Source organism: Aequorivita aurantiaca (genome assembly GCF_030410135.1).
In the GTDB taxonomy this organism is placed as follows: Bacteria; Bacteroidota; Bacteroidia; order Flavobacteriales; family Flavobacteriaceae; genus Aequorivita; species Aequorivita aurantiaca.
Genome location: NZ_JAUGQQ010000011.1, coordinates 1 through 25,693 on the forward strand (window position 1 = coordinate 1; position 25,693 = coordinate 25,693).

General features: G+C 39.5%; 23 protein-coding genes. 14 read left to right on the top strand and 9 right to left on the bottom strand.

Annotated features, from left to right (window positions below):
- Positions 1 to 94: 94 nt before the first annotated feature.
- From QRD02_RS12515 to QRD02_RS12530, 4 genes are all read left to right on the top strand, one after another.
- Positions 95 to 1,096, top strand: a complete 1,002-nt coding sequence (locus QRD02_RS12515; protein ID WP_290255296.1) for a PorP/SprF family type IX secretion system membrane protein — start codon at positions 95 to 97, stop codon at positions 1,094 to 1,096.
- A gap of 407 nt (positions 1,097 to 1,503) precedes the next feature.
- On the top strand, positions 1,504 to 3,699 hold the full coding sequence (locus QRD02_RS12520) for a tetratricopeptide repeat-containing sensor histidine kinase (protein WP_290255297.1): 2,196 nt from the start codon (positions 1,504 to 1,506) through the stop codon (positions 3,697 to 3,699).
- 49 nt (positions 3,700 to 3,748) lie between these two features.
- Positions 3,749 to 4,480: a LytR/AlgR family response regulator transcription factor gene (locus QRD02_RS12525; RefSeq protein WP_290255298.1), complete on the top strand. Its 732-nt coding sequence runs from the start codon at positions 3,749 to 3,751 to the stop codon at positions 4,478 to 4,480.
- Positions 4,481 to 4,572: 92 nt separating this feature from the next.
- Entirely contained in the window at positions 4,573 to 5,085 is a 513-nt protein-coding gene (locus tag QRD02_RS12530; RefSeq protein ID WP_290255299.1) for a gamma carbonic anhydrase family protein, read from the top strand.
- A gap of 1 nt (position 5,086) precedes the next feature.
- Here QRD02_RS12530 and murI read toward each other — a convergent pair whose 3' ends face one another.
- From murI to QRD02_RS12570, 8 genes are all read right to left on the bottom strand, one after another.
- The gene (gene murI, locus QRD02_RS12535) at positions 5,087 to 5,878 is read right to left on the bottom strand and encodes a glutamate racemase (protein WP_290255349.1); all 792 of its coding nucleotides are present in this window, start codon (positions 5,876 to 5,878) and stop codon (positions 5,087 to 5,089) included.
- An 88-nt stretch (positions 5,879 to 5,966) separates the two neighbouring features.
- Positions 5,967 to 6,476 carry an OmpH/Skp family outer membrane protein gene (locus QRD02_RS12540; RefSeq protein ID WP_290255300.1) on the bottom strand — a complete coding sequence of 170 codons (510 nt, stop codon included), beginning with the start codon at positions 6,474 to 6,476 and terminating at the stop codon, positions 5,967 to 5,969.
- A 66-nt stretch (positions 6,477 to 6,542) separates the two neighbouring features.
- Positions 6,543 to 7,427 carry an OmpH/Skp family outer membrane protein gene (locus QRD02_RS12545; RefSeq protein ID WP_290255301.1) on the bottom strand — a complete coding sequence of 295 codons (885 nt, stop codon included), beginning with the start codon at positions 7,425 to 7,427 and terminating at the stop codon, positions 6,543 to 6,545.
- Positions 7,428 to 7,469: 42 nt separating this feature from the next.
- Positions 7,470 to 10,070, bottom strand: a complete 2,601-nt coding sequence (bamA, locus tag QRD02_RS12550) for an outer membrane protein assembly factor BamA (protein WP_290255302.1) — start codon at positions 10,068 to 10,070, stop codon at positions 7,470 to 7,472.
- Positions 10,051 to 10,785 (bottom strand): undecaprenyl pyrophosphate synthase, encoded by a 735-nt coding sequence (gene uppS, locus QRD02_RS12555; protein WP_435373041.1) that lies wholly within the window; start codon positions 10,783 to 10,785, stop codon positions 10,051 to 10,053. The genes bamA and uppS overlap by 20 nt, the downstream gene beginning before the upstream one ends.
- 7 nt (positions 10,786 to 10,792) lie before the next feature.
- Positions 10,793 to 11,485 (bottom strand): type IX secretion system protein PorG, encoded by a 693-nt coding sequence (gene porG / locus QRD02_RS12560; RefSeq protein ID WP_290255304.1) that lies wholly within the window; start codon positions 11,483 to 11,485, stop codon positions 10,793 to 10,795.
- A gap of 99 nt (positions 11,486 to 11,584) precedes the next feature.
- Complete coding sequence (locus tag QRD02_RS12565; RefSeq protein WP_290255305.1) at positions 11,585 to 12,469, bottom strand: NAD kinase; 885 nt, start codon at positions 12,467 to 12,469, stop codon at positions 11,585 to 11,587.
- 126 nt (positions 12,470 to 12,595) lie between these two features.
- Complete coding sequence (locus QRD02_RS12570) at positions 12,596 to 13,252, bottom strand: CBS domain-containing protein (RefSeq protein WP_290255306.1); 657 nt, start codon at positions 13,250 to 13,252, stop codon at positions 12,596 to 12,598.
- Positions 13,253 to 13,341: 89 nt separating this feature from the next.
- Between QRD02_RS12570 and QRD02_RS12575 the strand changes: the two genes are divergently transcribed.
- The 8 genes from QRD02_RS12575 to clpX all read left to right on the top strand — a co-directional run bounded on the left by QRD02_RS12575 (position 13,342) and on the right by clpX (position 21,674).
- Complete coding sequence (locus QRD02_RS12575) at positions 13,342 to 14,058, top strand: pyridoxine 5'-phosphate synthase (RefSeq protein WP_290255307.1); 717 nt, start codon at positions 13,342 to 13,344, stop codon at positions 14,056 to 14,058.
- Positions 14,055 to 14,828: an alpha/beta fold hydrolase gene (locus QRD02_RS12580; RefSeq protein WP_290255308.1), complete on the top strand. Its 774-nt coding sequence runs from the start codon at positions 14,055 to 14,057 to the stop codon at positions 14,826 to 14,828. Before QRD02_RS12575 ends, QRD02_RS12580 begins: the two co-directional genes overlap by 4 nt.
- Before the next feature lie 171 nt (positions 14,829 to 14,999).
- A complete protein-coding gene (locus QRD02_RS12585) occupies positions 15,000 to 16,250 on the top strand; it encodes an OmpP1/FadL family transporter (RefSeq protein ID WP_290255309.1) in 1,251 nt (416 codons plus the stop codon).
- Between the two features lie 16 nt (positions 16,251 to 16,266).
- Complete coding sequence (locus QRD02_RS12590) at positions 16,267 to 17,799, top strand: SGNH/GDSL hydrolase family protein (protein WP_290255310.1); 1,533 nt, start codon at positions 16,267 to 16,269, stop codon at positions 17,797 to 17,799.
- A gap of 84 nt (positions 17,800 to 17,883) precedes the next feature.
- Positions 17,884 to 18,228 carry a phage holin family protein gene (locus QRD02_RS12595; RefSeq protein WP_290255311.1) on the top strand — a complete coding sequence of 115 codons (345 nt, stop codon included), beginning with the start codon at positions 17,884 to 17,886 and terminating at the stop codon, positions 18,226 to 18,228.
- An 82-nt stretch (positions 18,229 to 18,310) separates the two neighbouring features.
- Positions 18,311 to 19,630 (top strand): trigger factor, encoded by a 1,320-nt coding sequence (gene tig / locus QRD02_RS12600; protein ID WP_290255312.1) that lies wholly within the window; start codon positions 18,311 to 18,313, stop codon positions 19,628 to 19,630.
- 112 nt (positions 19,631 to 19,742) lie between these two features.
- Complete coding sequence (gene clpP / locus QRD02_RS12605; RefSeq protein ID WP_290255313.1) at positions 19,743 to 20,420, top strand: ATP-dependent Clp endopeptidase proteolytic subunit ClpP; 678 nt, start codon at positions 19,743 to 19,745, stop codon at positions 20,418 to 20,420.
- A 21-nt stretch (positions 20,421 to 20,441) separates the two neighbouring features.
- Positions 20,442 to 21,674, top strand: a complete 1,233-nt coding sequence (gene clpX / locus QRD02_RS12610) for an ATP-dependent Clp protease ATP-binding subunit ClpX (protein ID WP_290255314.1) — start codon at positions 20,442 to 20,444, stop codon at positions 21,672 to 21,674.
- A 432-nt stretch (positions 21,675 to 22,106) separates the two neighbouring features.
- Here the strand turns inward: clpX and QRD02_RS12615 are convergent, their stop codons facing one another.
- Positions 22,107 to 23,627, bottom strand: coding sequence for a GH3 auxin-responsive promoter family protein (locus QRD02_RS12615; RefSeq protein WP_290255315.1), 1,521 nt, complete (start codon positions 23,625 to 23,627; stop codon positions 22,107 to 22,109).
- Between the two features lie 122 nt (positions 23,628 to 23,749).
- On the opposite strand from QRD02_RS12615, the gene QRD02_RS12620 reads away from it, so the two are divergent.
- Together QRD02_RS12620 and folK are read left to right on the top strand one after the other, a co-directional pair.
- Positions 23,750 to 24,544, top strand: coding sequence for a DUF2797 domain-containing protein (locus tag QRD02_RS12620; protein WP_290255316.1), 795 nt, complete (start codon positions 23,750 to 23,752; stop codon positions 24,542 to 24,544).
- Between the two features lie 14 nt (positions 24,545 to 24,558).
- Complete coding sequence (gene folK / locus QRD02_RS12625; protein ID WP_290255350.1) at positions 24,559 to 25,686, top strand: 2-amino-4-hydroxy-6-hydroxymethyldihydropteridine diphosphokinase; 1,128 nt, start codon at positions 24,559 to 24,561, stop codon at positions 25,684 to 25,686.
- Positions 25,687 to 25,693: the final 7 nt, after the last annotated feature.

Genomic DNA, 25,693 nt, shown 5'->3' on the forward strand with positions numbered 1-25,693 from the left:
ATCCAGCGACTACTGGTTCCGCGTGGAGTATACCGAGGACGGGAACCCAAAGGAATTCAAAGGACATTTTACCCTAAAACGATAAACAAGTATTATGAACATAAAAAAAATCCCCCTTATCTTATTTTTCATCTCATCGCTTTTTAGTTATTCGCAAGATGGTATTCCCATATATTCCGAATATTTGGCTGATAATTTATATTTGCTACATCCCTCAATGGCTGGTGCGGCTACTCACAATCAACTAAGGTTAACGGCCAGGCAGCAGTGGTTCGACCAAGAGGATGCGCCTAACTTACAAACGTTGAGCTTTAATGCAAGATTAGGAGAACAGTCAGGGGTAGGAGCGATATTTTATAATGATAAAAACGGATATCATTCGCAAACCGGGGGATATGTAACATATGCCCATCATCTTATGTTTTCAAGGAGTGAGGCAGATCTGAATCAATTATCTTTCGGTTTAAGTGCGGGATTGACGCAGCAAAGATTGGACGAAACAAATTTTCCTTTGGATGATTATGATCCCGTTATTGCAGGAATAATTCAGAGTACTTCCTATTTTAATGTAGATGCGGGGCTATCCTATAATTTTCTGGATTTTTCAGCGCATTTTACTGTAAAGAATATCATATTTCAAAACAGGTCTATATATACGGAGGAATATGAATCCAATAACCAAAGAAAATATTTGCTTTCCGCAGCATATGCTATCGGAAAATATGGCGCCGATTGGAGTTATGAACCCTCATTTCTTTTTCAGTGGAGTGAAGGTACCGGCGAGCAAGCCATTGATGTAAATTTTAAGGCCTACAGAACGATGGACTTTGGACAATTATGGGGCGGATTGTCCTACAGAAGAGGTTTTGACGGGGCCGATTATTTGAACGGCGCTGAAGTTAAAGGACAAAAACCGCAATATTTTTCGCCGATTTTGGGTATTAACTATAAGAATTTTATGTTCGCCTATACCTATACCTATCAATCCGGAAACGTGAGGTTTGATGGCGGTTCCTATCACCAAATTACTTTGGGTTACGACTTTTTGGGCGGCAGACCGGAACCGTATGACTGTAACTGTCCAGCAATTAATTAATCATTCCTAATTAAAATATAAAGCCTGACTATTAATGTCAGGCTTTTTTATTTGGTCGGGACTTATTCCCATATATAATTCTAGTATTGGTCTGTTGTGGCGATTAATGATGAATCTACCCGGTTTTTGATTTCTGCTTTACCTGACGCGGTTATGGCGAAGGATAAAAGTAGTAATATGAATGGCAGCTTTTTCATATTTGTTGTTTTAAGTTAATCCTAACCAGTAAACTTAAATCGAACATTTCTCTATAAAAACCTTTGATTAGGCAGCAAGCAAAATGAATTAGTAAACGATTCCTTTCAGTGAGCAATGCAATCTTTTTCAGTTTTTCAAAACGCTATTTCAGAATAATGTATTTTTATTCGTTTCAACAAAGTGCGTAAGTTTACAGTTTTAAACTCATAATGAAAAAACTCGTTTTTCTTTTCTTGACTGTGGCATTTTTTTATGCCCCAACATGTTTTGCGCAATCAAAATCTTCCGTGGAAATTAAATCATTTCTGTTGAAGGGAGAAGTAAGGGATGGCCAAACAAACTTACCGATATCAAAGGTAAATGTGGAGATCTTGGGCGGGCAATACACCACAACCAATGGGCAGGGCAGATTTGTGGTTTCTGCAAAAATTGGTGATGAATTAGTTATAAAAAGTGATGATTTTGTAACGGTTTACCATACTGTTAAAAAGAATGATTTCATTACAATTAAGGTTGAAAATGCAAAAACGGCGACCGCTCCTATTCCTTCCAAAAGGTCGCTCGAGACGGGGCAAGGAGGTTTCAGGGTGTATTTGGATTCGGCTAAATTCTATCTTAAAAAAGACGCTCAGAAAAGCATTGAATATGTCACCAAGGCAATGGAACCAAAATCCGGCAAGACTATAACCAAAAAGGAAAACGCATTAGCCCTAGAAACTTTGGGCGATATCAATTTTTTTTGGGCGTTGCCGGATCTAGCGGTAGAAAATTATAAACAAAGTATTGAAAATGGGGCAGGCACAGACGTGACAATCAAATTGGCAAAGGCATTTTCGCAAAATAAGAATTATCAGGAAAGCCTTTCTACTTTTCAAAATCTGCTAAATGCAACTCTTTCGGCCAATCAAATGGCGGAAGTTTTCGAAGGTTTGGGCGATACATATAAAGCCATTGGAGAAGGCGTAAAAAGCGTTTTTAACTACCAAAAGGCGCTGGATATTGCCAAGGACAATAAAATAATCCCAAAAATTACAAATCTAAATTCCAAGATTGGCGAAACATATGCCCAAAGTGGCGCATTGAATGAAGCTGAGGAATATTTTGACAATTCCCTTAAACTTGCCAAAAAGGAAAACAAACAGCGCGCGGTTTCGGAAAAAAACAAAGTGGCCGATTTTTATAATCAAAATCGGGAATACGAGAAGGAAATCCAACTTCGTGAGGAAACATTAAAGGAGTTAAATTCCATGCAAACAGGCACAACCGTTGAGGATGAAGCGTTAACCCCGCAAAGGCAGAACTATAAAATTGCGAATGCTTTCGTGGCGCAGGAAAAGTATAAACAGGCAATCCCATACTTAGAAAAAAGTATTGCCGAGGCCGATAAAAAGGAAGATTTGATAGTTCAAAAAGATGCGGTTCGAAAGCTTTCCGAGATTTATCGGGATATTGGGGAGTTTGACAAGGCCACTGAAAGCTACCAACGCTATGTGGAAGTGGTGGACGAACTATATGTAAAAAAGGAGCAGGAAATAAGCCAGGCAGCGCGCTTTAGCAAGGAAATTACTGAAAAGCAAAACCGTATTGCCAGTTTGGAAAATGACCGAAAGCTGAAGGAAAGCCGGTATAAGTTGGCCTTCGAAAATCAGGAATTAGTTCAAACCAACAATCGCATCCAGAGATGGGTCATCATTTCATTGGCCGTTATCGTGTTGTTACTAATTTTTGCAGCTTATGCCCAATACAAAAATGTGAAACAACAAAAATTAGCAAATAATCTTTTGGCACTGAAATCGCTTCGGTCTCAAATGAATCCGCATTTTATTTTCAATGCATTGAATTCCGTGAATAGTTTTATTGCCGTGAATGATGAACGAACGGCCAACAAATATTTGACGGATTTTTCATTATTGATGCGTTCGGTATTGGAAAACAGCGAAGAGGATTTTATACCGTTACAGAAGGAAATTGAATTGTTGGAACTTTATGTGAAACTGGAACATTTCAGGTTTAAGGATAAATTCGACTATAAAATTTCGATTGACGAAAGCATCGCGTTGAACGAGTTCGTAATTCCGCCAATGTTACTTCAGCCTTATGTTGAAAATGCCGTTTGGCATGGACTTCGGTACAAAGATCAAAGGGGATTTTTGGAGATTAATTTTCAGCAAATTAATTCCGAAACCATAAAAATTTCTATTATTGACGATGGCATTGGCCGTTCAAAATCAAAAGAATTCAAGACCGAAAACCAGAAAAAGCAAAAATCGAAAGGAATGGGCAACACCGAAAAACGCATAGCCATTTTGAATGAAATGTATAAGGACAAAGTAGATGTAAATGTGGAAAACGTTTTCGAAAATAATGAAGGAACAAGAGTAGAATTAATTCTAAAAAAGGATTAATAATGACAAATTCAATTATTCACGAACTCACGACTTAACCATTACACTAATGAAATTAAACGCAATAATTGTAGAAGACGAAGAAACCAGCCGGGAAATCCTACGAAATTATTTGTCAAAATATTGTCCGAATATCGTGCTAAAAGGAGCAGCGGCAAATGTTGATGAAGCTTTGGTTTTAATTCGGAATAATGATTTGGACGTTGTTTTTCTGGATGTGGAAATGCCTTTTGGCAATGCTTTCGATTTATTGGACAAAGTGGGCGACAGGCAGTTTGAAACAATTTTTGTGACCGCCTACAGCCATTATGCCATTGACGCATTAAATGCACACGCATCCTATTATTTGTTGAAACCTATTTCCATTGATAAATTGATTGAAGCGGTGGATTATGTGCACGAAATTAAGCAGAAGGAAAACACACTTCAAAATTCCATATTAAAACCATTGCAAACGCAAGTGGCCGGAAAGATTACAATTCCGTTGCAAAATGGTTTCGAGGTTCTGCAGATGGAGGATATATTGTATTGCCAAGCAGATGACAATTATACGCAGATTCACCTAAAAGTGGGCAAGCGTTTGGTAAGCAAAACCCTAAAATATTTTGAGGATTCGCTTTCGGAGAATGGTTTTGCGCGCGTACATAAATCCTATTTAGTGAACGTAAATGAAATTACGGAGTACAAAAAGGGAAAGGGTGGGAGCGTAGTGCTTTCTAGCGGAAAGGAAATAATGGTAAGTCCTTCACGTAAAAAGGATTTGCTTGCTTATTTCGGTTAGAAATTGCACGATGCAAGTTGCAGGTTGCAAGTTTGTTTGAATACATCTTTAGCTTTATTTTTGAAATCTGAAACCTGAAACCTGAAACCTGAATGATAATTAAACCCGTAAACGGAAAACATCCACAAATTCCCGACGATTGTTTTATTGCAGAGAATGCCACAATAGTGGGCAATGTGGTTATGGGCAATGAATGTAGTGTGTGGTTCAATGCAGTTATTCGTGGCGATGTGCATTTCATTAAAATGGGAAATAGAGTGAACGTGCAGGACGGTGCTGTAATTCACGCCACTTATAAAACTTCGCCAACCACTATTGGAAATAATGTTTCTATTGGACACAATGCAATTGTTCACGGTTGCACCATTCACGATAACGTATTGATCGGTATGGGAAGCATTGTGATGGACGATTGTGTGGTGGAGAGCAACACTATAATAGCCGCCGGCGCCGTGGTTTCAAAGAATACGCGGGTAGAAAGTGGAAGTATTTATGCCGGTATTCCTGCCAGAAAACTGAAAGAGATAAGTCCCGAATTGACCAAAGGCGAAATTGAACGCATCGCGAATAATTATGTTTTTTATTCTTCTTGGTTTAAGGAGTGAATTAAAAATCTTCCTGCGCAATGCTAACAAATTTTGAATAATCCTTCAGCAACAATTGAAGGGTGTTGGTTGTTGCATTGGTAAAAAATTGAAGTTGTGGCGGGGTATTGTATTCCCTGAGTAAATTCAAACTTTGCAACACGGTTTTCGTTTGCCGTGCCACTGCTTCCCCAGAATCTATTATTTTAACATTCGGTGGGAGTATTTTCATTAACTGGGGAACAATGTACGGGTAATGGCTGCATCCCAAAACCAGATAATCTACATTGGCATCAATCATCGGTTTGGTGTGTTTTTTCAATAATGAAACCATTTCGGGACCATCCAGATTTCCAGCCTCAATTAGCTTCACCAAGCCTTCGCCAATAATTTCAACAACACTAATATCCTTAGTAAATTCCTTAGTAGTTCTGCTGAAAAGCGCACTGCTCAAAGTTCCTTTTGTGGCCAAAATCCCAATGCTTTTTGAGGCTGTTTGGAGCGCTGCTGGTTTAATTGCCGGCTCAATGCCTATTATTGGAATGTCATAATTTTCCCGAAGGGTGGCTATGGCATTGGTGGTTGCGGTATTGCAGGCGACTACAATAATTTTGGAGCCGAGTTCCAATAATTTCTCAGTGTTTTTTATGCTAAGGGCTGTAATTTCCTCCGCCGATCTATTTCCGTAAGGAGCATTTTTACTGTCGGCCAAATATATCGTGTTTTCGTATGGCAATAATTTATGGATTTCCTTCCAAATAGAGGAACCTCCGACGCCCGAGTCAAAAACACCTATGGGGTTATTTCTATCCATCGCGTAAAAATAGCCAAATACTTCAAATTGTGGCATAAAAAAACTGCCCGCTAAATAGGGGCAGTTTTAAACTATTTCATAAAAAGAATTACATTCCGAGGTCCTTTTTAACATCGGCCATAAGGTCTTTGCCATCCGCAAGAATAACACCGCTTCCAACGGTAGAGTCTAATACATATTGATATCCTTGGGCTTTGGCCACTTTTTGAATAGTGGATTGTGCTTTTTCAAGGATTGGTTTAAAAATGTCCGTTCTTTTTTTATCCAGATCCTGAAGAGCCTGTTGTCTGTAAGCTTGGATGTTGTCCTGCATACCTTGAACTTCTTGGAATCGTTTTTGGTTTTCCTCATCAGTTTTTGTAGTGGCCTCGGCATCATATTGCTTCATTTTGGTCTCCAGTTCCTTGGCCATTGCCTTGATTTCTGTATCATACGTTTTCTGCACTTTTTCCAATTGACTTTGCGCTGCCTTGTATTCCGGCATTGCTTCAATCAGCTCCTGTGCATTGATGTGTGCAATTTTTGATTGGGCGTTCACAAAACTTGTAGCTCCCACGAAAAGTGCAATTGCAACTAGTAACGTTTTCATTTTTTTCATTGTAAGTGTATTTAATTTAAGTGTTATTTTATTTGAAAGTATTGGTTATTAAAAGCGTTTATGAAATTATTGGCCATCGCCGTCGCCGCTGCCTTCATCCCCACCGTCTGCGGGTGTGTTTGTTCTATTTTGGCGGGCATTCATTATTGAATCTCTTCTTTGTTCTCTTTCTAGGATCAAACGTTGGCGGCGCTCTTCAAATTCGGCTTTTTTGACTGCTCTAATTGAATCGCGTTCTTTTTGCCGTTGAGCCATCATTTCTTCTCGTTCGGTTTTTTTGGCATCAACTATTTTTTCACGCTCCTCCTGTTTTTCTTGTATTGCTTTCTCTCTTTCTGTAACGGCCCCTTCTTCTTCCAAGGACAGTTTTTCGCGCTGCTCAATTTCGCGCTTTTCCTTTTTGTCCGCGGCCTGCACTCTTCTGCCGGCACGTTCAATACTCCGTAAGACTAAATCACTGATATCATTTCTTTTTGCGGCAAAAAGCATTACCACATCTGCAGATTTATCAAAGATGAAATCATACTTTTTGTTTTCGGCAATTTCCTGTACAATATTGAAAACTTGGTCTTGAATGGGTTGCACCAGTTGGCGGCGCTGAATCATCAAATCACCGGTCGGGCCAAAACGATCCTGCTGATATTTGAGCATTTCGTCTTCCTTAATTTTTATTTCCTCTTCTCGCTCATCAATTAATTCCTTGGTCAAAAGAACTCTTTCATTGGCAAGATTCAATTTCATTTGATCTATTTCCTTTTGTTTCTTCTCGATGTCCTGTTTCCAGCGCTGCACCTTTCCTTCCAATTGAATGGACGCTTCTTTATATTCGGGAACACTTTCCAAGATATATTCCATATCAATATATCCAATTCGGACGCCTCTTTGTGCTTCTGCCATGAAGGTGAAGCAAAAAAGGGCAAGTGTGAAAAAGAGGGTTTTTTTTGTCTTCATATTTATTTGGTTGTTGTTTAAGAAAATATCGTGCCAGTTTTTTTAAAATTGTTGCCCAATTATAAAGTGGGTTTGCCATCCATTTGGTTCCGTTCCGCCCAATACTGGGTCGAAACCGTATCCGAAATCAATTCCCAAAAGTCCAAATGCGGGCATAAATATACGCAATCCTGCGCCGGCGGAACGTTTTAGTTCAAAAGGATTATAATCCTTGAAACCATCAAAAGAGGCCCCACCTTCCGCAAAACCAAGTACATAGATGGATGCCATCTGTGCTAGGGTAACGGGATATCTAACCTCTAACGAAAATTTATTATAAATCGTATTTCCGTCTACACCGGATAATGATTGGTTAGGATACCCACGCAGTTGGATTACCTCGCGGCCGTCCAAACTATAGGCTCCAAGGCCATCCCCACCTAGAAAGAATCTTTCAAAAGGAGGTACGCCACGATCTTGATTGTATGCCCCAAGGAAACCGAATTCGGTATTGGTTCTCAATACTAATTTATCATATAGACGGGTGTACCAAGTACCTTTGAATTTAATTTTATAATATTCCAACCATTTGAATCGCTCTTGGTCAATTTGAGAAATTCTTTGGGTTGCATCCACATAATTGGGATCAGTAGGAGTTACAAGTTCTAGCTGTGCTCTTTCCTCCGATAAAGCTTTATAATCAACATTATTGAATGCAGAATAGGGCAGGGTCAATTTTGCTGTAACACTAAAATCTGAACCTTGTGTTGGATAAATAGGGTTGGTGGCAGTGTTATTTCTGCTTATTCCTATTGTATAGGCTAGGTTGTTTGAATATCCATCCCCGAAGGTGAACAAACCAGTGTTGTAGTTGTCCAAATTATAATGCTGAAAACTAACTGCATTTGATAGAACGAAATAATCGTCCGGCCATTTTACCTTTTTCGCCAACCCGATGGATCCTCCGGTTATGGTGAAACTTCTTGATTTATCCGCCTGTCTATTATTGTAATCATAATAATTTTGAATCGTATGTGAAAAGGAGGTAGATAACTGTACAGGTTTTTTACCGCCCAACCATGGCTCTGTCAATGATAGGCTATAGGTTTGATAATAGCTGCTGGCTTGTGCCCTAAGAGATAGTTTTTGCCCATCTCCCATTGGTAATGGCTTGTAAGATTCAAAGTTGAAAAGGTTACGGAGCGAAAAGTTGTTAAATGATAGTCCCAACGTTCCTACAAATCCGCCTCCTCCGTAGCCTCCCTGAAGCTCTATTTGGCTTGAGCCTTTTTCAACTACAGAATATTCCAAATCAACTAAACCATTGTTTTCGTCTACTTTTTTGAAGTTTGGCGACAATTGCTCCGGATCGAAAAATCCTAATTGGCCTAATTCTCGAATGGTTCTAATAACATCGCGTTTGCTGTATTTTTGACCTGGACGTGTGCGCAATTCCCTATAGATAACGTGGTCGTTGGTGCGGTCATTCCCTACTACGGTAACATGATCAAAATAGAACAGGTTGCGCTCCATAATCCTGATTTCAAAATCTATTGTGTCATTTCGAACTGCAACTTCTACAGGGTTTATTCGTGCGGCAAGATATCCGTTGTTCTGGTAAAGGTTGGTCATGTCCTCGGCATCGGGCGCGGATTCATCCATAATGCGCTCTTGCAATAGCACTCCGTTATATACGTCACCTTCTTTAATGCCTAGTACCTGCCGCAATTGGCCATCAGTGAACACACTATTGCCTATAAATTTTATTTCGCCGAAATAATATTTGTCGCCTTCTTCAAGTTTTATGTCCAAGGCCACATTCTTGTTGTCAATTTTTCTCAATGTATCGTCAAGGATACGTGCATCTCGATATCCATTGGCTTTGTATTTTTTAAGGATAGATTCTTTGTCTTCCTCAAAACCTTCCTCAATATATTTTGATCTTTTCCAAACGCGAACCAGATTTTTTCGTTTGGTCTTTTTCATGGCGCGGCGCAGTTTACCATCGGTGAATTGCTCATTGCCTTCAAAATTGATTTCCTTCACTTTAACGCGTTTCCCTTTATCTATGGAAATGATCATATTTCTTGAAACCTCTGCGCCTGTGGAATCCGTTACTGGGGGTGTGGCTATGGTTACTTGTGTGTTGTAAAAACCTTCTTTTTTATATTTATTGGTAATATAATTTTTTGTAGTGTTGATTAGGTTTTTGGTTATTTTAGTGCCGGGATTAAGCTCGTTATCTTTTATGATTTCTTTTTGCTTGGCTTTGCGAACACCTTTTCCGTTTATGGTTACCTCGTGGAGTTTGGGCAATTCAACTATGTACAGTTCTAAATCTACACTGTCACCCTCAACATTGGTAACGTAAAATGCAATATCGCTAAAAAGGCCCTGTTCCCAGAGCTTCTTGGTTACTTGGCTAAGTTTTTCGCCGGGAATATAAAGGCGGTCACCTTTTTTCAAACCCGTAAATGCGATTACTGTAAGTTCGTTAAAACTTTGTGCGCCTGAGACTGTTATATTGTTTAAGGTGTATTTTTTACCGCTATCAAGTTCTTTTTGCTGTGCCTGCAGTGTAAAAACGGAAAGTATTGTAAATAATAAAATACAATAAGATTTTCTATATATATGCAATAGGGGACTATTGATTAAGTTGTTCACTGGTTTTTCCAAATCTTCTTTCTCGGTTTTGATAATTTAAAATTGCTTCAAAAAGATGGGTTTTAGTATAATCCGGCCAAAGTGTTTCAGTAAAATACAGTTCGGCGTACGCTATTTGCCAAAGCAGAAAATTGCTGATGCGTTGCTCGCCACTGGTGCGGATCAATAAATCTACATCTGGTAAATTTTGCGTGTAAAGATGATTATTTATTACTGTTTCATCAATATCATGCGGCGAAATTAGGTTATTTTTAACTTTAAGACTAATCTCCTTAATTGTTTTTGTAATTTCTTCCCTGGAACCGTAGCTAAGGGCAAGCGTGAGGGTCATTCGCGCGTTATTCGAGGTTTTTTCTATAACGTCCAGCAATTCTTGTTGAGCCTTTTTTGGAAGGGCATCCAGATTGCCAATCGCATTGAGTTTTATGTTGTTGTTTTGGAGCGTTTTTATTTCTTTTTTAAGCGAAGAAACCAAAAGTTTCATCAACAATTGCACCTCCAGTTTTGGTCGATTCCAATTTTCCGTGGAAAAGGCGTAAAGCGTCAAAAATGGTATTCCAATTTCAGCGCTTCCTTCTACAATTTCTCTAACTGCTTTAGTGCCGTTCTCGTGACCCATTGAGCGAAAAAGACCTTTCTGTTTTGCCCAACGTCCGTTGCCGTCCATGATTATGGCCAGATGCTGTGGCAATTTGTCTTTGTCTATTTGCTCCATCTTCATTTTAAAAATTGCAATAACAAGGCTTTCTTCCGAAGGCAAAAGTAACGGTTATTCCAGTAAATACATACCAATCGTCATTATTTGTATTTCCAAATTTAAGCCCTTCCGCATCTGTAAGTCCCTTAACTGGGTTGCTTCCATCCAGGTCGTCGGTGAATGTATAGCGCGCGCCAATTTCAAAACCAACCATGGCATTTTGGCTTAGCGTTGCTTTATAGCCAATGACCATCGGTATTGCAATGCTTAATGCATTATCATATTCTGAAATAACATTATTCGCTTTTTTGCGCAGCGCGGTGTAACTGAAACCGGTAAGACCGGTATATAAATAAGGAGTTGATATGGATTTCTGTGCATGAACGTCAAAATCCCAAAAGGTATATTCCAGGCCAATGGAAAGTTCCTTCACAGTATTTTCAAATGAATAGCCTCGTTCTGATCTACGATTATTGGAGCTTTTGGAATCGTCACCTTTTATTTTTGCTACCATAACTGAACCTCTAAAAGAATGGCGTGCACTACGGTTCCACTTAAAAATTCCACCAACTGCGAGACTGTTTGGATTTATATATGTGGTGCTACCAACATCGCCAATGTAGTTGGCGCCACCTATCATTCCACCTATTTCGTAGGTTTGGGAATGCGCAAAAAACACAGTTGAGAGTACTAAAAATGCAGTAGCGAAAAACTTCATATACTTTAAAAGTTTGCAAATATAACAATAAACTTGGCTTGACATTAAGGCAAGCTGATTTGTCTTTGTTGATTAACAAGTTTTAAAACATTTTATTGTTTAGTTACGCTTGTCCTCGCCCCACAAAAGTTTTTTGCGAAGGGTTTTAATAAAGCTGTCATCGTGAAGCTGCAATAATTGGATGGTAAAGGGTGCTTTTTTGATTATGATTTTGGTTTCATTGTCCAAGGTGGCAATGCGGGAGTCCATTGAGAGCAAAAAAGTATTTTCCCTCCCTGAAACTTTTAATGTTAATACGGAAGAATCTGGCAACACCAATGGCCTGGCGTTAAGATTATGGGGCGCAATGGGGGTTAGCACAATGTTGTTGGCCTGCGGATCTATCACAGGTCCGCCGCAGCTCAAGGAATAGCCAGTGGAGCCGGTTGGGGTGGAAACAATCAATCCATCGGACCAATAGCTGGTTAAGTAATTGTTATTTACCAGCGTTTCAACCTTAATCATGGAGGTGGTGTTGCGCCGGTTTACGGCCACTTCGTTCAAAGCAAAATTTAATGGGTGTATTTCTTCGCTCTTTGGAAAGGTTTCCACCGTTAACAAACTTCTTTCTGATATTGAATATTCGCCATCCAAAATCTGGTTCAAGCTTTCGGTCATTTCTTCTTTTTGGATTGTAGCTAAAAAACCAAGCCTACCAGTATTTATGCCAACAATCGGAATGCCCAGATCCCTAACAAATGTTACTGCCTTCAAGATGGTTCCGTCGCCACCAATGCTGAAGAAAAGATCAAAGCTGGAATCCAATTCGGTAAAAGTGGAGAATTCTGAGAAGTTTTTAGTGATTTCCTGGTTTTGATTAATAATAGCCAGGAAATTTTCCTCAATAACAACCTCCGCTTCCTTTTTTTGGAGCGCATCCAAAAGTGTCTGAATATATATCTCAGAATTTTCATGATAAAATTGCCCGTAGATGCCTATTTTCATTTCATTTATTTGATGCTGTTGAAGCTATGGAAACTTTTATTTTTGACCATTGAACATTGAACATTGAACATTGAACATTGAACATTGAACATTGAACATTGAACATTGAACACTTAATACGGACCACTATATATTAAGGTATCTATCCAAATATTCGGACCGCTCCCTCAAGTCATCCATAAATTTATCCTCTTCGTGTTGGCTTATCACATTATATTTATAGCGTCTGAAAGTTTGAACAATGCTATTGAGTGAGGTATGGCCCACTTTTAAGGTTAGCTGAACCATATCATTTTCAATTTTTGAAATAAAAACACCAAAAATTCGCGTGCCGTTGGATTCCACAATTTGGCAAACCTCGCTGAAGGAATATTCCTGAATTCCTTTTTCAACCACAATAATGCCTCCCGTTTCATTCAAAAAAGGCGTATTGTTGAAGAAACTCATAATGTCGCCCAGCTCATAGTAGCCCAAATAATGGTTATCCTCTCCCAAAACCGGCATAAGATTGCTATTGTTCAATGCGAAAGCTTCCAAAATATCCAGCCAATTGGTGTCTTCCAGTACGTGAAATGGTTCCAGTGCATATTGAAAATCACTAAGCAACTTTTTGTTGTCAAAACAGTAAGCGTCATTTTCGGAAACGCATCCAATAAAATGGCCTTCCTTTTCTACCGGGATGTGCGAATACGTAAACTGGTTAAAAATCGATTGCACATCTTTTATTTTCGCCGAAACGTCAAACGGTTCAATATCGTTGATGATGTAGTTTGTGGTTTCCATCAGAAAAATGTTTTGATTGCAAATTACTTAAAATAAAGGTTCATTACCTTTCACAAGGTTTGTATTTTTGTTAATTCTAATACAAAGAAATGACAAAATTAAGCGTAAATATAAATAAGATAGCCACTTTGCGCAATGCGCGGGGCGGCAATATGCCGAACCTCTTAAAGGTTGCAAAGGACGTCCAGATTTTTGGGGCAGAGGGAATTACAATCCATCCCAGACCCGACGAGCGCCACATTCGGTATCAAGATGCGTACGATTTAAAGCCCATTGTAATTACCGAATACAACATTGAGGGAAACCCCATGGACGATTTTATAAAGATGGTTTTGCAAATAAAACCTGCCCAAGTTACGCTCGTTCCCGATGCCGTAGATGCAATAACTTCGAATGCTGGTTGGGATACGATAAAGCACACGGATTTTTTAAAAGAAATTATTGCGGAATTCAAAAGAAACAAAATCCGCACTTCAATTTTTGTTGATCCCAATTTAAAAATGATTGAAGGCGCCGCCGAAACAGGAACGGATAGGATTGAACTTTACACCGAAGAATTTGCCAAGCAATATTCCCTGGGGAATAAAGAAGCCATAAGACCTTATATAGAATGTGCGATACTTGCCCACAAATTGGGCTTGGGCATAAATGCAGGCCACGATTTATCCTTGGAAAACATAAAGTTTTTTAAGGAAAACATCCCGAATCTTTTAGAAGTTAGCATTGGCCACGCACTTATTTGCGAGGCGCTATATGACGGATTGGAAAAGGTGATTGGCGAATATTTGAAAAAACTTAAATCATGAAATTACACTCCCAAATTTTAGGCTCCGGTAAACCTTTCGTAATCCTCCACGGCTTCCTTGGAATGGGCGACAACTGGAAAACCCTTGGCACCCGTTGGGCGGAAGCTGGTTATGAAGTACATCTTTTGGATCAACGCAACCACGGCCGCAGTTTCCACAGCAATGAATTTTCTTATGATGTAATGGCTGAAGATTTGAAAAAATATTGCGAAGAGCACAAGCTTGAAAATATTATGCTGCTCGGCCATTCAATGGGCGGAAAAGTTGCCATGCAATTTGCGGTAAACTATCCCGAAATGGTTTCAAAATTAATTATTGCCGATATTGCCCCAAAGGCTTATCCGCCGCACCACCAGGATATTTTGAAGGCGCTTTCTATGCTTGACTTTTCTAAATTAAAATCCCGTGGGGAGGCCGAGGATCAACTTGCCGAATATATAAAGGATGAAGGCACGAGATTGTTTTTGCTTAAAAACCTGTATAGAAAATCCAAAAGTGAACTTGGCCTACGCGTAAACTTGGCAGTACTTTCCGAAAAAATTGAAAAAGTAGGGGAGACGCTACCCGAAAATGCCGTTTTCAAAGGAAATACGCTTTTCTTGGGCGGCGAAAACAGCGGCTACATTGAACCCTTGGATGAAGTTCCAATAAAAAAACATTTTCCAAAGGCGAAGATAAAAACGGTTTCAAAAGCTGGCCATTGGCTTCACGCACAAAATCCGGATGAATTTTATAAACTAGCTACAGATTTTCTAGTTGAAGACAGTTAAAATTCGGGAATATTTCCTTTTTTTCGGACTTTTAAAAATTTCAAAAAGAGCCCCGATTGTTGTAAAATTTTTATAATATTGTAAGAACATTTCCTATGCACGCATAGCAAATAAAAAAAGCTATAGTCAAACTTTTCGATCCTCAAAATTAACTCAAAAGACAAATTTATTATGAAGAAATTATTTTTACTTGCCGTTTTTGCACTCGCAAGCGCGGTTACTTATGCCGGTGGTTACCGTGTAAGCTTGCAGGGAAATAAATCCTTGGCAATGGGCCACACGGGGGTTGCCGTAATTAACAGCAGTGAACTCGTGTTTTTTAACCCGGCCGGATTAGTATATCTGGACGAAAAATTTAATGGTACATTGGGTGCGTTTGGTGTGTTTTCAAACATTGCCTATCAAGATTCCCAAACAGGTGCGAATGCAAGAACGGATAGTCCTGTCGGCACTCCTTTCTATGCGTATGCATCTTACAAGGCTACAGATTGGCTGGCTTTCGGTTTAGGTGTTTACACGCCTTATGGAAGTTCAGTGGAATATGAAGACGATTGGGCCGGTTCACATTTGGTAAACAACATTGACCTTCAAGCTATTTACGTTCAATCGACGGTTTCTTTTAAAATCAATGATAAATTAAGTTTTGGTGGCGGCCCTATTTATGTAACTGGTTCTGTAAACTTTAACAGAAACTTGAACCGTACTTTGACTGATCTTGAGGGAAATCGCGCCAACGTTACTATTGACGCTACTGGCGTTAGTAGCTGGGGGTGGGTGGCGAGCACCATGTTCAACCCAACCGATAAATTGCACATCGGGGCTACTTATCGCTCACAAATTATTCTTGACGCCGATGATGGCGACGCAACTTTTGAGAATATTCCGAACTCTCCACTAACACCTTTCCAAAATACTGGAATTTCAGCTTCCTTGCCTTTGCCAGCTGAAATGACTGTGGGAATGTCCTATGATTTCTGCGAAAATTGGACTTTTGCTTTTGACTATAACCGAACGTATTGGGATGTTTATGAATCTTTGGATATAAACTTCGTAAATGAGGATATTCCAGATTCAAAAAATGCCCGCAATTATAAAAATTCTTCCATCTATCGTTTTGGAATGCAGTATGATGCTACAAAAATGTTCACTTTAAGGGCAGGATACTATTTTGACGAATCTCCCGTGCAAGCTGGATATTTTGCGCCTGAAACACCTAGGAACGATAGCAATAACTTCACGGCCGGACTAACGGTAAATATTGGTGAGCATTTGCAGATTGACGCGTCTTTCCTTTATTCTCATTTCAAAGAGGTGGATGCTTCCTACAACTATTATTTCGAGAATGGTGTAGCTGTTCCTTTCAGTGGAACTTATAAAACCAACGCTTTTGTACCGGGCTTGGGATTGACTTATAAACTATAATTGAAAAACCTTAAAGATGAAAAATATATATAAATATACACTCGCAGTTTTGGCATTAAGCTTTATTAGCTGCGATCCAGAATTTGACAGCCCCGTAACCGAAGATGAATTTTACAGCAGCGGCTCTGCCGACTTTTCAAAATATGTTGCCGTTGGTAATTCCCTTACTGCAGGTTATGCTGATGGCGCATTGTACATTACGGGACAAAAAAATAGTTATCCAAACATTATGGCCCAGCAATTTGCATTTGCCGGAGGAGGTGAATTTAATCAACCTCTGATGAATGATAATCTTGGCGGACTGCTTTTAAACGGAAATCAAATTGCTGAAAATAGATTCATTTTAGCGGTGGACGCCAATGGAAATCCCGGCCCCGTTAGATTGGAGGGAAACCCGACTACTGATATTACAAATCATCTTCCCAGCACCTATAATAATATGGGTGTGCCGGGCGCCAAAAGTTTTCATCTCCTTGCCCCAGGATATGGTAATTTAGCTGGTGTGCCCATTGGAGCAGCCAATCCGTATTTTGCACGATTTGCCAGTAGCGAAAGTGCAACGGTTATTGGTGATGCGGTTGCACAAAACCCCACATTTTTTAGTCTTTGGATAGGAAATAATGATATCCTTGGTTATGCTACATCTGGGGGATCGGGAATTGACCAAACCGGAAATTTTGATCCCTCCACCTATGGCAGCAATGACATAACCGATCCAAACGTATTCGCTATGGTTTATAGCCAACAGGTGGACGCCCTCACCCAAAATGGTGCGAAGGGTGTTTTGATAAATATTCCAGAAGTAACTTCAATTCCATATTTTACTACTGTACCAACCAATGCCATTCCTTTGGACGCTGCAACCGCGGCCCAGTTGAATGCACAGTTCGCCGCGTATAATACGCAGATATTGCCTGGTTTGGCGGGAATGGGAGTAATTTCGCCCGAAGAAGCAGCCCTGAGAATGATTAACTTTTCCGCGGGCCAAAATTTCCCAATTATGACCGACGATGATCTGACCGATATTACCGCAATTCTTCAAGGTCCGCCATTTAGCCTTCCGGCTCCTTTGGCTGCATTGTTAGGGCAATTACGTCAAGTGAAATCTGATGATTTAATTGTTTTGACGGCTTCCTCTGAATTAGGAACAACTCCAGACCCGAGCAATCCTCAAGGTATTATTGGTGTAACCATTCCTTTAAGGGATGATTTGGTTTTGGCAACCACCGAACAGGCAAGGGTAAGTGCGGCAAGTACGGCATATAATGCAACCATCCAAGCGCTTGCAAGTGCAAAAGGCTTAGCGTTTGTTGATGCAAAAACCATTTTGGCAAGGCTGTCAAATGGTGGAATTCCTTATGATGGCGGACTGCTTACTTCACAATTCGTAACGGGGGGTGCGTTTTCATTGGATGGCGTTCACCCGACACCTCGAGGATATGCCTATATGGCAAATATGATGATATATGCAATAAATGACACTTACGACGCCACAATTCCCACTGTACACATTGGCAATTATCCCACAGTTACAATTTCTAATAATTAAGATTTCATAAAATAGTTTTATCGAAAAACCGTCTTTCTTTGAAGGCGGTTTTTTTATCTTTAAATCCAACTTAAATTCGCTCTAATGAAATTGCTGATAAAACTATTATTGACCGCCTTGGCGGTTGTAATTCTAGCTAAAATACTTCCCGGTGTAGCCGTCGAAGGTTACGGTTCCGCAATTATTGTAGCTATCGTTATCGCGTTGCTGCGACTATTGATCAAGCCCATTTTGGTGCTTTTGACCCTGCCAATTACCATCGTTACCTTCGGACTTTTTCTCTTGATTATTAATGCGATTATAATTTTAATGGCAGATTATTTCGTGGGGGGATTCGAGGTTTCTTCCATTTGGTGGGCACTTCTTTTCAGTTTGCTGCTGTCGCTGTTCCAGTCCATCCTTTTTTCACTTTTGAAGGAAGACAAATAATTCGCTGAACAACAGTTTGTAATTGTTTGTCCCGTTTTGCAAAAAACCGTACTTTTGCCTCCCGAAATTCAGAAGAGAACAAATGAACATTACAAAAAAAGACATTGATAAATTGAACGCTGTGCTTACAGTGGAAGTTTCTAAAGACGATTATTCCGGCAAGGTTGAAAAAGTGCTCAACGATTATCGCAAAAACGCCAATATTCCCGGTTTCCGTAAGGGCCATATTCCTATGGGAATGATAAAAAAACAATACGGAAAGGCCGTTTTGGTGGAAGAAGTAAACAAAATATTGCAGGATGCACTCCATAAATTTCTTACCGAAGAAAAACTTGATGTGCTGGGGAATCCACTCCCGAAGAACGAAGCAGAAATAAATTGGGATGCCGATGATTATTCGTTCGAATTTGAATTGGGCCTTGCGCCGGAATTCAATGTTGACGTAAAAGGCAACGAAGTACTTCAATATAAAATAGTGGCGGATGAGAAAATGCTTGAGAACCAAGTGAAAACCCTTCGCAAGCAATACGGAAAATTAATTTCCAAAACTGAAGTTGAAAAAGGCGATGAAATCACAGGAACCTTTACTTCTTCGGAAAAAGAAATTGAAAAGAAAACCACTCTTTCCACGGAAGAAATTGCCGGAAAAAAACAACTTGACACTTTAATTGGCGCAAAAGTTGGCGATACGGTAACGTTGCAAACCAAGGGAATGTTCGCCGATGACCACGACAACCAAAAATATTTGGGCGTTGCGCATGATGATGCACACGGCTTGGATATTGAGGTTTCCTTTAAGATTGATGAGGTGAACAAACGCGAAATGGCCGAATTGAACCAAGAATTGTTTGACAAATTATTCGGGGAAGGCGTAGTGACTTCCGAGGAAGAATTGAAAGCAAAAATAAAGGAAGATGCCGAAAAGCAATTCGAACAACAAAGCGACCAAAAGCTTTTGAACGATGTGGTGGATTCATTGATTGAAAACACAAATTTCGACCTTCCAAAGGAATTTTTGCAACGTTGGATTGCAATGAGCGGCGAAAAAAGACTTTCCGAAGAAGATGCAAAGGCAGAATACGAAAGAAGCGAAAAGGGCCTTCGCTATCAATTGATTGAAGGAAAACTTCGTGCGGAAAACAATCTGCAAGTTACTTTTGACGAGTTGAAAGATTATTCAAAAAATATGATAAAAGGGCAAATGGCGCAGTTCGGACAAACCAATCCATCCGAGGAGGAATTGGAATCCATTGCTGCACGCATTTTGTCAAACAAAGAAGAGGTGCAGCGATTGAGCGAGCAACTGAACACAAATAAATTGCTGAATTATTTTAAGGAAAACGCAAAACTGAAGACCAAAGAGGTTACCTATGACGAATTCATTAAGGAAGCCTACGCCTAATTCAGCGAAGAAATAGTTATCTTTAGGCGTTGAATTTTTCAATTTAACGCCTTTTGATTTTAAACCTTTTTCTATTCTGGAAGCAGAAAAATTATAATACGAACACACATTTATGAACTATAGTAACGAATTCAGAAATTTTGCCATAAAGGACCAAGGCATCAACGATATGTATTATGACAAAATCATAAGCAGTATGTATCCGGTGAGCCTGACCCCAAATATTATTGAAGAACGCCAAATGAACGCCGTGGCAATGGACGTTTTTTCGCGTTTGATGATGGACCGTATCATTTTCCTCGGCACCGGGATCAACGATCAAGTGGCCAACATCGTGCAGGCCCAATTACTATTTTTGGCAAGTACCGATGCCGCACGCGATATTCAAATATATATTAATTCTCCCGGCGGAAGCGTTTATGCGGGCTTGGGAATTTATGACACGATGCAATTTATAAAACCAGACGTTGCAACTATTTGTACCGGAATGGCAGCCTCCATGGCAGCGGTGCTTTTATGTGCCGGCGAAAAAGGAAAACGCAGCGGTTTGACGCATTCGCGCGTTATGATTCACCAACCTTTGGGTGGTGCGCAAGGCCAGGCAAGTGATATTGAAATAACCGCACGCGAGATTATTTCGTTAAAAGAAGAACTTTACAAAATAATAGCCAAACACACCGGCCAAACCTACGAAAAGGTTTATGATGACAGCGATCGCGATTATTGGATGAAAGCTGACAGGGCAATGGAATACGGAATGATTGATGAAATCCTGACCAGCAATAGATAAAAAATTTTCAGAAAAAAGATTATGTCGAAAGAAGATTTAGAATGTTCATTTTGCGGACGAAAGAAAGCTGAAACAAACTTGCTAATTGCAGGTTTGGACGCACACATTTGCGACCGTTGCATTGAACAGGCACACGGAATTGTGGTCGAGGAAGCGTTGCATTCCGGCAATACGGAATTGTCGAAGGATTTAATGCTGAAGAAACCGAAACTGATAAAAGCATTTTTGGATGAATATGTAATCGGGCAGGAATTTACCAAAAAAGTAATGTCCGTTGCGGTTTACAATCACTATAAAAGATTGCTGCAACCGAAAACCGATGACGATATTGAAATACAGAAAAGCAACATCATCATCGTTGGGCAAACCGGAACTGGAAAAACCTTGATTGCAAAAACGATTGCTCGAATGTTGAACGTGCCTTTGGCTATTGTTGACGCAACCGTTTTAACCGAAGCGGGTTACGTGGGCGAAGACGTTGAAAGTATTTTGACGCGTTTGTTGCAAGCTGCAGATTACAACCTCGAAAAGGCAGAAAACGGAATCGTTTTTATTGACGAAATCGATAAAATTGCCCGCAAAAGTGACAACCCTTCCATAACCCGCGATGTTAGTGGGGAAGGAGTTCAGCAAGCATTGCTGAAACTTTTGGAAGGAACAACCGTAAATGTTCCGCCAAAAGGAGGAAGAAAACATCCGGACCAAAAATTCATTGAAGTAAATACCGAAAATATTCTTTTCATCGCCGGTGGTGCTTTTGATGGCATTGAACGTCATATTTCAAAACGATTGAATATGCAAGCGGTTGGTTTTACCGCTTCGGTAAAGGAAAACCAAATGGAAAAGGATAATATGTTGCGGTATATTATCCCGAAGGATTTAAAGGATTTCGGGTTAATCCCCGAAATAATCGGTCGTCTTCCCGTGTTGACTTATATGAATCCGTTGGACAAAGAAACGCTTCGTGCAATACTTACCGAACCTAAAAACGCCATTATAAAACAGTATAAAAAACTGTTTGAAATGGATGGAATCGATTTCGTTATCACCGAAGAAGCCTTGGATTTTATAGTGGAGCAGGCCATTGAATATAAACTTGGTGCACGTGGTTTGCGCTCGCTTTGTGAGGCAGTGTTAACGGATGCTATGTATGAACTTCCGGGAACGGATGATAAAACCCTTCACGTAACGAAAGATTACGCCGAGGAAAAACTCAACAAATCAACACTTAAAAAATTGAAGGCCGTTTCTTAAAAATTTAAAATTTATTAAAGTAAAAACCCCGAGAGCATCGGGGTTTTTTTATTTTGATTAAAGAATTTTTATGGGCAGGCAAGCAATGTTTTATTCTTATTGTGAAGAATTTTGCTGTGCATTTGCTCTTTCTTGCTTTTTAAATTATAACCGGCCACTTCAGAATTGTTATTTATCGTCCCAGATGTGGCACAAGAGGTTAAGAAAACTGTGAAAAACAAAAAGCACGCTATATAAAAAAACTTTTTCATTTTGAAATATCAAGGATTTTGTTACGTCAAAAGTACTTTGGAATGAAAAAGCCCACAAAAGTTTTAGTTGAACCAACGTGTAAATTCGTTAAAATACACTTTCTGAAAAAAGCAGCCGATAAAGGGTGTGAAATGCCCGATTTCCGGCCCATTTCATAGAATGATTTTTTTAAAATTAGGTTCAATCGGTACGATTCAAACGCAAAAGTTCGTCCAAATAATCTCGGGTGTTTGAAAGGCGAGGCACTTTATGCTGGCCGCCGAGCTTGTTTTTTTCCTTTAACCAATCATAGAAAAGACGTTCGCGGGCGTGGTGAATTTTTGGGGCATTAAGCGTGGTATTATTGAATCGTTTGGCTTCATAATCGCTATTTACTTCCTGTAAAGCCGCATCTAAAAGTTGGGTGAAAGAATTTAAATCATCCGGCGGCGACTTAAATTCGATGATCCATTCATGTGCCCCTTTTTCTTTTCCGTTCATAAAAATTGGCCCTGCAGTGTAATCAACAATTTCGGAATTGGTAAGCTTAGAAACCTTTCGCAGCGCGGTTTCGGCATTTTCAATAATCAATTCTTCCCCAAAAACATTTATATGGTGTTTGGTACGGCCAGTAACTTTTATTCTATATGGATTTGTGGAGGTAAAACGTACGGTATCGCCAATTTTATAGCGCCATAGGCCCGAATTCGTTGTGATTACAACGGCATAATTTTTCCCTGCCTCAACCTCGCTCAATGGAATCACTTTTTCTTCCGAAGTGCCGTAGCGGTCCATAGGTATAAATTCATAAAAAATTCCATAATCCAGCATCAATAGCAATTCTTTGTTTTCATTCCTATCCTGAATTGCGAAAAAGCCTTCCGAAGCATTGTAGATTTCATAATACCGGAAATCACTTTTCGGTAATAATTTGTTGTACTGCTCAATGTATGGGTCGAAATTTACGCCACCGTGAAAATATACTTCCAGATTTGGCCAAACTTCAAAAAGATTTCTTTTGCCCGTTGTTTCCATCACATTGTTCAGCAAAACCAACATCCATGAAGGTACACCGGCCAGGCTCGTTACATTTTCCCTAATGGTTTCATTTGCAATTGCCTGCATTTTGGTTTCCCAATCGCCCATTAGTGAAACCTCATTGCTTGGGGTACTACTATATTCTGCCCAAAACGGCATATTGTCAATTAAAATGGCTGACAGATCCCCGAAAACGGTACCATTTTCCTGATACAATTGTTTGCTTCCGCCAAGACGTAGGCTCTTGCCAACAAATAATTGGGAATGGGGATTATTATTGAGGTACATGCACAGCAAATCCTTACTGGCAGCGTAATGGCAATCTTCAAGTGAGTCCGTGGTTACGGGTATAAACTTACTTTTTGCATTAGTAGTTCCACTGGACTTCGCAAACCATTTAATGGGGGAAGGCCAGAAAATGTTGGCTTCTCCTTTGCGGGCGCGTTCTATATTGGGCTCATTTTCCTCGTAAGTGGTTACAGGAATGCGTGCGGCAAATTCGCTATAGGTTTTGATATTTGCAAAATCATATTGCCGACCAACCTCGGTGTTTTTTGCCTTTTGGAGTAAATGGAATAGCAGTTCTTCCTGTACTTCAATGGGGTACTTTAAAAACAGGTCAATTTGATGGAACCTTTTTTTTAAAAACCAAGAAGCAATGGAATTCACAATGGGGATTGGCATGTTTTTCTGCTATCTTTATGCTATAAAAATAACAATTTTATAATTACGATTTCCGTTTTTATAAAAGGGATCAATTCGTAATAAATTCTGAAAAAGTGTTGCGCATAAATAATTTCAAATAAATGATTTACGAAGGAATGCTCACAAAAATGTTGACGGAGAACGGTTCGCCTATACAATATTATCTTGTTTTCGACAACGATTTTTTAAGTATGAACCAACTATTGGACAAAAAAATCTCCATCAATTTTCTGCGTTATCAGTGCTTACATTGCAGTCTTCAAAAGAAAATATATAGACAGGGTTATTGTTACAATTGTTTTTTTTTAATTCCACAGGCGGCAGATTGGATTATAAATCCGGAATTGAGCAAGGCACATTTGGGGATTGAAGTTCGGGAGCTGGCTTATGAAATAGGCGTTCAACTTCAACCACACGTGGTTTATCTGGCCAACAGCAGTAGTGTGAAAGTTGGCGTTACCCGAAAAAGCCAAATCCCCACGCGATGGATAGATCAAGGGGCACATGAGGCCATAGAAATTGTAGAGGTTCCCAATCGGTATCTTGCGGGCATTACCGAAGTTGCGCTAAAAAGCCATGTGAGCGACAAAACTAACTGGCGCGCAATGCTGAAAAATGATATAAAGGATGAAAACTTGGCGGAATGGCGCAATCAATTGCAGCGCTTCATACCCGAGGAGGCGCGAGAATATTTTTTAGAGCATAATTTGGAGACGAATCTCCAATTCCCAGTTTTAAAATACCCTTCAAGCCCAAAATCGCTGAATCTTATAAAATCTCCTTATTATGAAGGAATTTTAAAAGGAATAAAAGGTCAATATCTTATTTTTGACGATGACACCGTTTTCAACGTTCGAGGAAATGAAGGGTGCGTCATTTCTATAGCCGTAAATTAAAAAAAAGGAATTCCATCAAACCAATATCAAATTTATACTTGTCCTTAGGAAGCAATATGGGCAACCGATTTGACAATCTGCAAACCGCGGTTGACAGTTTGTTTGAAAAGGTTGGTGCCATCATAAAAATTTCATCAGTTTATGAAAGTCCGGCAATGGGTTTTAATGGCGATCCCTTCTTCAATTGCGCAGTATGGATGCAAACGGAACTCGCACCTTCAAAAATTCTACAGCTTGTTTTAGAAATCGAAAAAAATATGGGTCGCGAGCGAAGCGCCGCAAAAACATATGCTTCCCGACCTATTGACATTGATGTAATTTTCATCGATTCAATAATATTGGAAACAGAAAAGCTAACCGTTCCGCATCCGCAGTTGGAAAAAAGGAACTTTGTTTTGCAGCCTTTAGTAGAAATCCATGCAACATTAGTCCATCCAATTTCGAAAAAAAATATTAATACGCTTTTGGCCCAGACCGAAGATGAAAGCACCCTAACCAAACAATCTAAATGGTTGACCAACCCTATGCGCGAGTATAACATTTCCCAATATAGTTATATTGCCATTGAAGGAAATATCGGCGCGGGAAAAACTAGTCTTGCTACAAAAATTGCAAATGATTTTAATGCGAAACTGATTCTGGAAAGGTTTAAGGATAACCCGTTCCTTCCCAAGTTTTATGATGATGCCGCACGTTATGCCTTTCCTTTGGAAATGTCATTTTTGGCAGATCGCTATCAGCAATTATTGGATGACATTTCGCAACCGGACCTTTTTACGCACAGTGTTATTGCGGATTATGACATAAGCAAATCATTGATTTTCGCAGGAATCACATTGCCCGAAGAAGAATATGCACTTTACAGAAAGCTTTTTCAGGTAATGCATAAAGATCTGCCAAAACCGGATGTTTATATATATCTATACCAAAATACGGAGCGTTTGCTGGAAAATATTAAAAAGCGAGGCCGAAGATACGAACAAAGCATTCAGGCGGAATATCTTCAAAAACTGAATTCCGGTTATCTGGAATTTATTAAGAACCAGCATTCCGAAAACATTAAAATAATTGATATTTCAGACCTGGATTTTCTTAAGAAGAGAAGCGATTATTTAACCATTTTGAATAAAATAGTTTCTTGAGAAGTTT

What these genes read in the sequence shown, in the direction of transcription:
- QRD02_RS12515 (WP_290255296.1), top strand. Translation starts at nt 95, where the DNA reads ATGAACATAAAAAAAATCCCCCTTATCTTATTTTTCATCTCATCGCTT.
- QRD02_RS12520 (WP_290255297.1), top strand. Translation starts at nt 1,504, where the DNA reads ATGAAAAAACTCGTTTTTCTTTTCTTGACTGTGGCATTTTTTTATGCC.
- QRD02_RS12525 (WP_290255298.1), top strand. Translation starts at nt 3,749, where the DNA reads ATGAAATTAAACGCAATAATTGTAGAAGACGAAGAAACCAGCCGGGAA.
- QRD02_RS12530 (WP_290255299.1), top strand. Translation starts at nt 4,573, where the DNA reads ATGATAATTAAACCCGTAAACGGAAAACATCCACAAATTCCCGACGAT.
- murI (WP_290255349.1), bottom strand. Translation starts at nt 5,878, where the DNA reads ATGGATAGAAATAACCCCATAGGTGTTTTTGACTCGGGCGTCGGAGGT.
- QRD02_RS12540 (WP_290255300.1), bottom strand. Translation starts at nt 6,476, where the DNA reads ATGAAAAAAATGAAAACGTTACTAGTTGCAATTGCACTTTTCGTGGGA.
- QRD02_RS12545 (WP_290255301.1), bottom strand. Translation starts at nt 7,427, where the DNA reads ATGAAGACAAAAAAAACCCTCTTTTTCACACTTGCCCTTTTTTGCTTC.
- uppS (WP_435373041.1), bottom strand. Translation starts at nt 10,785, where the DNA reads ATGGAGCAAATAGACAAAGACAAATTGCCACAGCATCTGGCCATAATC.
- porG (WP_290255304.1), bottom strand. Translation starts at nt 11,485, where the DNA reads ATGAAGTTTTTCGCTACTGCATTTTTAGTACTCTCAACTGTGTTTTTT.
- QRD02_RS12565 (WP_290255305.1), bottom strand. Translation starts at nt 12,469, where the DNA reads ATGAAAATAGGCATCTACGGGCAATTTTATCATGAAAATTCTGAGATA.
- QRD02_RS12570 (WP_290255306.1), bottom strand. Translation starts at nt 13,252, where the DNA reads ATGGAAACCACAAACTACATCATCAACGATATTGAACCGTTTGACGTT.
- QRD02_RS12575 (WP_290255307.1), top strand. Translation starts at nt 13,342, where the DNA reads ATGACAAAATTAAGCGTAAATATAAATAAGATAGCCACTTTGCGCAAT.
- QRD02_RS12580 (WP_290255308.1), top strand. Translation starts at nt 14,055, where the DNA reads ATGAAATTACACTCCCAAATTTTAGGCTCCGGTAAACCTTTCGTAATC.
- QRD02_RS12585 (WP_290255309.1), top strand. Translation starts at nt 15,000, where the DNA reads ATGAAGAAATTATTTTTACTTGCCGTTTTTGCACTCGCAAGCGCGGTT.
- QRD02_RS12590 (WP_290255310.1), top strand. Translation starts at nt 16,267, where the DNA reads ATGAAAAATATATATAAATATACACTCGCAGTTTTGGCATTAAGCTTT.
- QRD02_RS12595 (WP_290255311.1), top strand. Translation starts at nt 17,884, where the DNA reads ATGAAATTGCTGATAAAACTATTATTGACCGCCTTGGCGGTTGTAATT.
- tig (WP_290255312.1), top strand. Translation starts at nt 18,311, where the DNA reads ATGAACATTACAAAAAAAGACATTGATAAATTGAACGCTGTGCTTACA.
- clpP (WP_290255313.1), top strand. Translation starts at nt 19,743, where the DNA reads ATGAACTATAGTAACGAATTCAGAAATTTTGCCATAAAGGACCAAGGC.
- clpX (WP_290255314.1), top strand. Translation starts at nt 20,442, where the DNA reads ATGTCGAAAGAAGATTTAGAATGTTCATTTTGCGGACGAAAGAAAGCT.
- QRD02_RS12615 (WP_290255315.1), bottom strand. Translation starts at nt 23,627, where the DNA reads ATGCCAATCCCCATTGTGAATTCCATTGCTTCTTGGTTTTTAAAAAAA.
- QRD02_RS12620 (WP_290255316.1), top strand. Translation starts at nt 23,750, where the DNA reads ATGATTTACGAAGGAATGCTCACAAAAATGTTGACGGAGAACGGTTCG.